Raw genomic sequence first — 5,753 nt, 5'->3', positions numbered from 1 at the left:
ACCGAGCCCATCGGACCGGAGGGCGGCACTCGCGGCAGCGTCCCGACGACGCCTCGACCACGGTGCGCAGCGGAGGCGGCCGGGCCCGACCCCGAACCACTTGCAGAGGTCGTACAGCTCGAAGGCCGGGGATGGGTGGTCATGGACGCCTCGGGGTGTCGGTGCTCTGATCACCGGCGCCTTCGACGCCACCGAGGGGAACCGACCGGCGGTGTCCTCCACTCGGGGGGCGACGGAGGGGCCCACGTCACCGGCCCACAATCGGCGACGGACGATGTTTCACGTGAAACACCCGACCACCTCGGCTTTCACGGACCTCCACTTCAGGCAATTCTTCGGTCACATCTGCATCATTGGGCGCCACCTCGGGCAGGGGGAGTGGGGGGACACGACCGACACGGGGGACCTCCGACATGACCGACGTATCCAGCCAGGGACCCGGACCCGGCGACGAGCGCAAAGTACTCACCAACCGCCAGGGCCACCAGGTCTACGACAACCAGAACCAGCGCACGGTGGGCGAACGGGGGCCCGCCACCCTGGAGAACTACCAGTTCCTGGAGAAGATCAGTCACTTCGACCGCGAGCGCATCCCGGAACGCGTCGTGCACGCGCGTGGGGTGACCGCGTTCGGCCACTTCGAGTCCTACGGCAAGTGGGGCGACGAACCGATCGAACGGTTCACCCGGGCCAAGCTCTTCCAGGAGGCCGGCCGGCGCACCGACGTGGCCATGCGCTTCTCCACGGTGATCGGCGGACGCGACTCCTCCGAGTGCGCGCGGGACCCTCGGGGTTTCGCCATCAAGTTCTACACCGAGGACGGGAACTGGGACCTGGTCGGCAACAACCTCGCGATCTTCTTCATCCGGGACGCCATCAAGTTCCCGGACGTGATCCACGCGCTGAAGCCGGACCCGGTGACCTTCCGGCAGGAGCCGAACCGGATCTTCGACTTCATGTCCCAGACGCCCGAGTGCATGCACATGATCGTCAACCTGTTCAGTCCCCGCGGCATCCCCGCGGACTACCGGCACCAGCAGGGGTTCGGCGTCAACACCTACAAGTGGGTGAACGAGGTGGGCGACACCGTCCTGGTCAAGTACACGTGGATGCCCAAGCAGGGTGTGCGCAGCATGACCGAGGCCGACGCCGCCAACGTCCAGGCGAACGAGACCGGGCACGCGACCAAGGACCTGCACGATGCCATCGACCGCGGTGACCACCCCGAGTGGGAACTGCTCGTGCAGATGATGAGCGACGACGAGCATCCCGAACTCGACTTCGACCCCTTGGACGACACCAAGACCTGGCCCGAGCAGGACTTCCCGCCCAAGCCGGTGGGTCGCATCGTGCTCGACCGCAACGTCTCGGACAACTTCGCCGAGAACGAGCAGATCTCCTTCGGTACCGGTGTCCTCGTCGACGGACTGGACTTCTCCGACGACAAGATGCTGGTCGGCCGCACCTTCTCCTACAGCGACACCCAGCGGTACCGCGTGGGACCCAACTACCTGCAGTTGCCGGTCAACCAGGCCAAGCACGCCGACGTGCGCACCAATCAGCGTGACGGACTGATGGCCTACGGGCAGGACCAGGGGGGCGAGAACCCACACGTCAACTACGAGCCCTCCATCACCGGTGGGCTCCGGGAGGGGCGGTTCCCCACCCATGACGATCAGGGGCCCGAGATCAGGGGGCGCCTGACCCGCAAGCGCATCAGCCGCGCCAACGACTACCAACAGGCGGGGCAGCGCTTCAGGCTGATGGAGCAGTGGGAGCGCGACGACCTGGTGCACAACTTCACGGACCTGCTCTCCCAGTGCGTACGCCCCGTCCAGGAACGGATGGTGTGGCACTTCCTCCTGGTGGAGGACGAACTGGGGCTTCGGGTCGGCGAAGGGCTGGGGATCGCGCCCGGTGACGTGGCCGGCATGGAGCCCCTGCGCGGCCAGGACCTCACCGACGAGGACCGGGAGCGGCTGGCGAACCTGGGGGCGAACGGGCCCAGGGACGTGTCCGGGTTGACCATGACCCACTGCGTCCCCAACGAACGCCACGTGGTCGAGCGCTGAGGCGCCGCCCACCGAACGATGAGACGGCCCCGGTTCCAGGTGAACCGGGGCCGTCTCCTGGGTGAGGGGGCTTTTGCTACTTGGCTCCGGCGACCTCGTCGACGTGCAGGTCGACGCCCTGGATGTCCTTCTTCACCAGGGAGACCGCCACGAAGGAGATCGCGGATAGGACCACGATGTAGACGCCGATGGTCCACGAGGCGCCGAAGTTGGTCAGCAGCAGCTCGGCGATCATCGCGGCGAAGGCGCCGCCCAGGATGGCACCGAGCGCGTAACCGATGGAGACGCCCGAGTAGCGCACCTCGGCCGGGAACATCTCGGCGTACAGCGCGGACTGGGGACCGTAGCTCAGGCCGAAGGTCAGCGTGAAGACGAAGACGCCGAGGAAGTACATGTAGATGTTCCCGGTGTCGACCATGAACCACATCGGCACGGCCCAGACCGCGAGCAGGACGTAGCCGATCTGGAAGGTCCGTACCCGACCGATCCTGTCGCAGATCCACCCTCCGTACAGCGTGGAGACCAGCCAGCCGAAGGAGGCCAGGGTGGTCGCGAGCAGAACGGGACCCCGGTCCATGCCCAGGCCGAACTCCTCGACCGGACGCGAGGCGTAGGTCGCCAGGAAGGCGATGACCAGGTAGCCGGCGGCGTTGTTGGCGACGAAGATCAGCGCGGACAGGACGACCTCACGGGTGTTCTCACGGAACAACCGACCCAGCGGCGCGGAGGACTTGGCCCGACGCTCCTGCATGAGCTTGAAGACCGGGGACTCCTCGACGGTCTTGCGGATGAGGTGGCCGATGATGATCAGCACGAAGGAGAGCAGGAACGGGATGCGCCAGCCCCATTCGAGGAAGGCCTCGGCGCCGATGACCGTGGTGATCAGCCAGACCACGAAGGTCGCCAGGATCATGCCGCACGGAACGCCGATCTGCGGGTAGGCGCCGAAGTAGCCTCGCTTGTTCACCGGCGCGTGTTCCACCGACATCAGTGCGGCGCCGCCCCACTCTCCACCGGCGGAGAAGCCCTGGAGCACGCGCATGAGGATCAGCAGGATGGGCGCGGCCATGCCGATCTGGGCGTAGGTCGGCAGCAGGCCGATGGCGCAGGTGGCCAGGCCCATCAGGATGAGGGTGGCGACCAGGATCCTCTTGCGTCCGAAGCGGTCGCCGAGGTGACCGGCGACGATCGCGCCGAGCGGCCGGAAGAGGAACGAGATGCCGATGGTGGCGAAGGACAGCACCTGGGCCACGGCGGGGCTGCTCTCGGACAGGGGCGCCAGGAAGAGCGGCGCGAGCACGAGGCCCGCCGCCTGGGCGTAGATGAAGAAGTCGTACCACTCGATGGTGGTACCGACCATCGTCCCCGCGAGGACCTTTCGCCTCTCCTTCTGGTCGAGGGGCCGGGGGCCGGGGGTCGCGGCGTCGGAAGTCGCCATCAATGCTCCGTATTTCTCAGCCGGCCGTGGCCGGATTCGCTGGCGGGGCCGCGACGCACACTCCACTCCGGTCACGACAGGTGTCACGACACGGGGTATTTGGACGGTATGCGCCTGAGCCCTAGGACACCATGGCATGTGAGGGAGGGCACTTTCTACACCAGGGTCCAAATATTCGCAGTTGGGGACCTATGTACTGACCGAACGGTCGGTGGGGAACCACCGTTGTTCAGGCACTTCGAACACCACGCGACCACGTGGTCACGGTGAAAGGTCGACAAATCCCCACAGCGACGAGTCCACATACCGAGACGCCGCATCGCAGGCCTGGCCTGCCACCGGAACGAACACGAGAGACCCACGGCCGTCATGGGTTCTCGGACCCACCTCATCGCCACCGACCGAAGAGCTTGGGCGACGAAGGAGATTTTCGATCAGGGCGTCGAGGCGGCGACCGCCATCTCCTGCGACATCACCGCCGGTGACGCCCTGGGCCACCAGGAACCGTCGAGTTTCCTTCCCCACGGTTCGGGCCGGCCTCCGCGTGGAGACCGGCCCTCCAAGTGCTCGAGGGCACTTGTCGACATACCGATGCGCCTCGTTGTCGACATGACGACCCACGGGGCCCGAGCATCACCCAAGGCGCCGTGCCTCGGCGCCCGCGAGAACCAGGTCCAGGGCCTGGTCGAAGTAGGTGTTCTCCACGGCCAGCGCGTCGGCCTTCGCCACCGCGGCGGAGACCGCCTCCTGGTGCCCCTCGGGATGGTTCGCCTTGGCCACCCGCATGGCGACGGCGGAGGTGGCCGCCCCGAGGATCTGGTTCGACACCGCCCTGATCATGACCGCCTGGCCCTCCTCGTCGGCACCGGATCCCTGGATCGCCTCGACGATCCGCCGTGACAGGGCGACAGCGTTGGGGCCGAGCAACGGCCTCGACCCGGCGAACTCGGCGGCCCACGTGTGCCCGGTCAGGGCCGTGTAGAAGCGGCGTGCGGTCTCCCTGACCGCGAGGTCCCAGGACACGTCCACTCCGGGGAGATCCGAGGCGGCCCCCGCGAGGATCTCGTCCACGGCCAGGTCCACCAGGTCCTCACGCCGCTCCACGTACCAGTACAGACTCGTCGCGTGCACCCCGAGCTCGGCGGCGACCTTGCGCATGGTGAGCGCCGACGCCCCATCGCGGTCGAGCAGGGCGATGGTCCCGCCGACGATGCGGTCCCTGCTCAGCGCCGGCTTCGCGCGGCGTTTGCGCGGCGAGCGATGGAAGACGCTCTCGAACTGCTGCTCGGATCCTGTATCAGCCATGCTCAACAGCATATCCGCAATCCTACGTTGTAGGCTGGGATCCAACAGTGTATGATTCTGGGCATGGCGACAACGAACCCCTCCACACACCCCCCGTCCTCCGCCCCCTACACCCCCGACCGGTCACGCACCACGGCCATCGCCCCCCAGGGGCTCGCCGCCTTCTTCATCCTGGCCTTCGCCTTCTCCTGGACGACCTGGTGGGCGGGTTCCCACCTGCTCGCGGGCGCCGACCCGACCCCCGCCGTTGCCGTCGGAGCCTTCGGCCCGATGCTGGCCGCGATCATCGTCACCGCGGCCACCCAGGGCCGCCGGGGGGTGGGCGCGCTCTTTCGCCGCCACTCCCTGCGCCGCAGGGGCGGACTCCTGCCCTACACGGCCACCGTCCTCATCCTTCTCGCCATCGCCGGCTCGGCCGCGCTACCCGTGTACCTGGGCCAAGCGCCCCTGGACGAGGTCGCTCTTCGCCAAGCCCTGATGACCGTTCCGGTTCAGTTCCTGCTCATCGCCCTGGTCGGTGGCGGCAACGAGGAACTGGGATGGCGGGGCTTCGCCCTGCCGCGACTCCAGGGGGCGCACAGCCCTCTGGCCGCGAACGTGATGCTCGGGATCATCTGGGCCGTCTGGCACGCCCCCCTGTTCTTCATGGAGGGCACCTCCCAGTCGCACATCCACTTCCCCTCGTACGTTCTCCTGTGCCTCGGGATCACCGTCGTCCTCGGTTACGTGTTCAACACGGCCCGAGGCGGAGTGATCGCCGCGGTGATCACTCACGCCGCGATCAACGTCCTCTCGGGACTCAAGGGTGTGGCCGTGGGGTCTCCGGCCTCGGCCCTCGAGGTCGGGCTGGTCCTGCTGGTCGCGGTGTTCCTCCTGGTGTGCACCCGCGGACGCCTGGGCCTGCCCCGGAACGCCGGCGGCGAAGGCTGACACGACGA

At 67.5% G+C, this 5,753-nt stretch carries 4 protein-coding genes; 2 read left to right on the top strand and 2 right to left on the bottom strand.

Annotation, left to right across the window (positions count from 1 at the left end; genetic code table 11):
- Positions 1–413 precede the first annotated feature (413 nt).
- Positions 414–2,072, top strand: coding sequence for a catalase (locus K8V84_RS00630; protein ID WP_304069180.1), 1,659 nt, complete (start codon positions 414–416; stop codon positions 2,070–2,072).
- A gap of 76 nt (positions 2,073–2,148) precedes the next feature.
- Here the strand turns inward: K8V84_RS00630 and K8V84_RS00625 are convergent, their stop codons facing one another.
- Both K8V84_RS00625 and K8V84_RS00620 read right to left on the bottom strand, forming a co-directional pair.
- Positions 2,149–3,510 (bottom strand): MFS transporter, encoded by a 1,362-nt coding sequence (locus K8V84_RS00625; protein ID WP_304069179.1) that lies wholly within the window; start codon positions 3,508–3,510, stop codon positions 2,149–2,151.
- A 633-nt stretch (positions 3,511–4,143) separates the two neighbouring features.
- Entirely contained in the window at positions 4,144–4,827 is a 684-nt protein-coding gene (locus K8V84_RS00620) for a TetR/AcrR family transcriptional regulator C-terminal domain-containing protein (protein ID WP_304069178.1), read from the bottom strand.
- Between the two features lie 39 nt (positions 4,828–4,866).
- On the opposite strand from K8V84_RS00620, the gene K8V84_RS00615 reads away from it, so the two are divergent.
- Positions 4,867–5,745: a CPBP family intramembrane metalloprotease gene (locus K8V84_RS00615; RefSeq protein ID WP_304069177.1), complete on the top strand. Its 879-nt coding sequence runs from the start codon at positions 4,867–4,869 to the stop codon at positions 5,743–5,745.
- Positions 5,746–5,753 lie beyond the last annotated feature (8 nt).

The organism is Nocardiopsis listeri (assembly GCF_020741345.1).
GTDB classification, from domain to species: Bacteria; Actinomycetota; Actinomycetes; order Streptosporangiales; family Streptosporangiaceae; genus Nocardiopsis; species Nocardiopsis listeri_A.
The sequence above is the reverse complement of the archived record's forward strand: the minus strand, read 5'-3'. Positions and strand labels throughout refer to the sequence as shown.

What these genes read in the sequence shown, in the direction of transcription:
- K8V84_RS00630 (WP_304069180.1), top strand. Translation starts at nt 414, where the DNA reads ATGACCGACGTATCCAGCCAGGGACCCGGACCCGGCGACGAGCGCAAA.
- K8V84_RS00625 (WP_304069179.1), bottom strand. Translation starts at nt 3,510, where the DNA reads ATGGCGACTTCCGACGCCGCGACCCCCGGCCCCCGGCCCCTCGACCAG.
- K8V84_RS00620 (WP_304069178.1), bottom strand. Translation starts at nt 4,827, where the DNA reads ATGCTGTTGAGCATGGCTGATACAGGATCCGAGCAGCAGTTCGAGAGC.
- K8V84_RS00615 (WP_304069177.1), top strand. Translation starts at nt 4,867, where the DNA reads ATGATTCTGGGCATGGCGACAACGAACCCCTCCACACACCCCCCGTCC.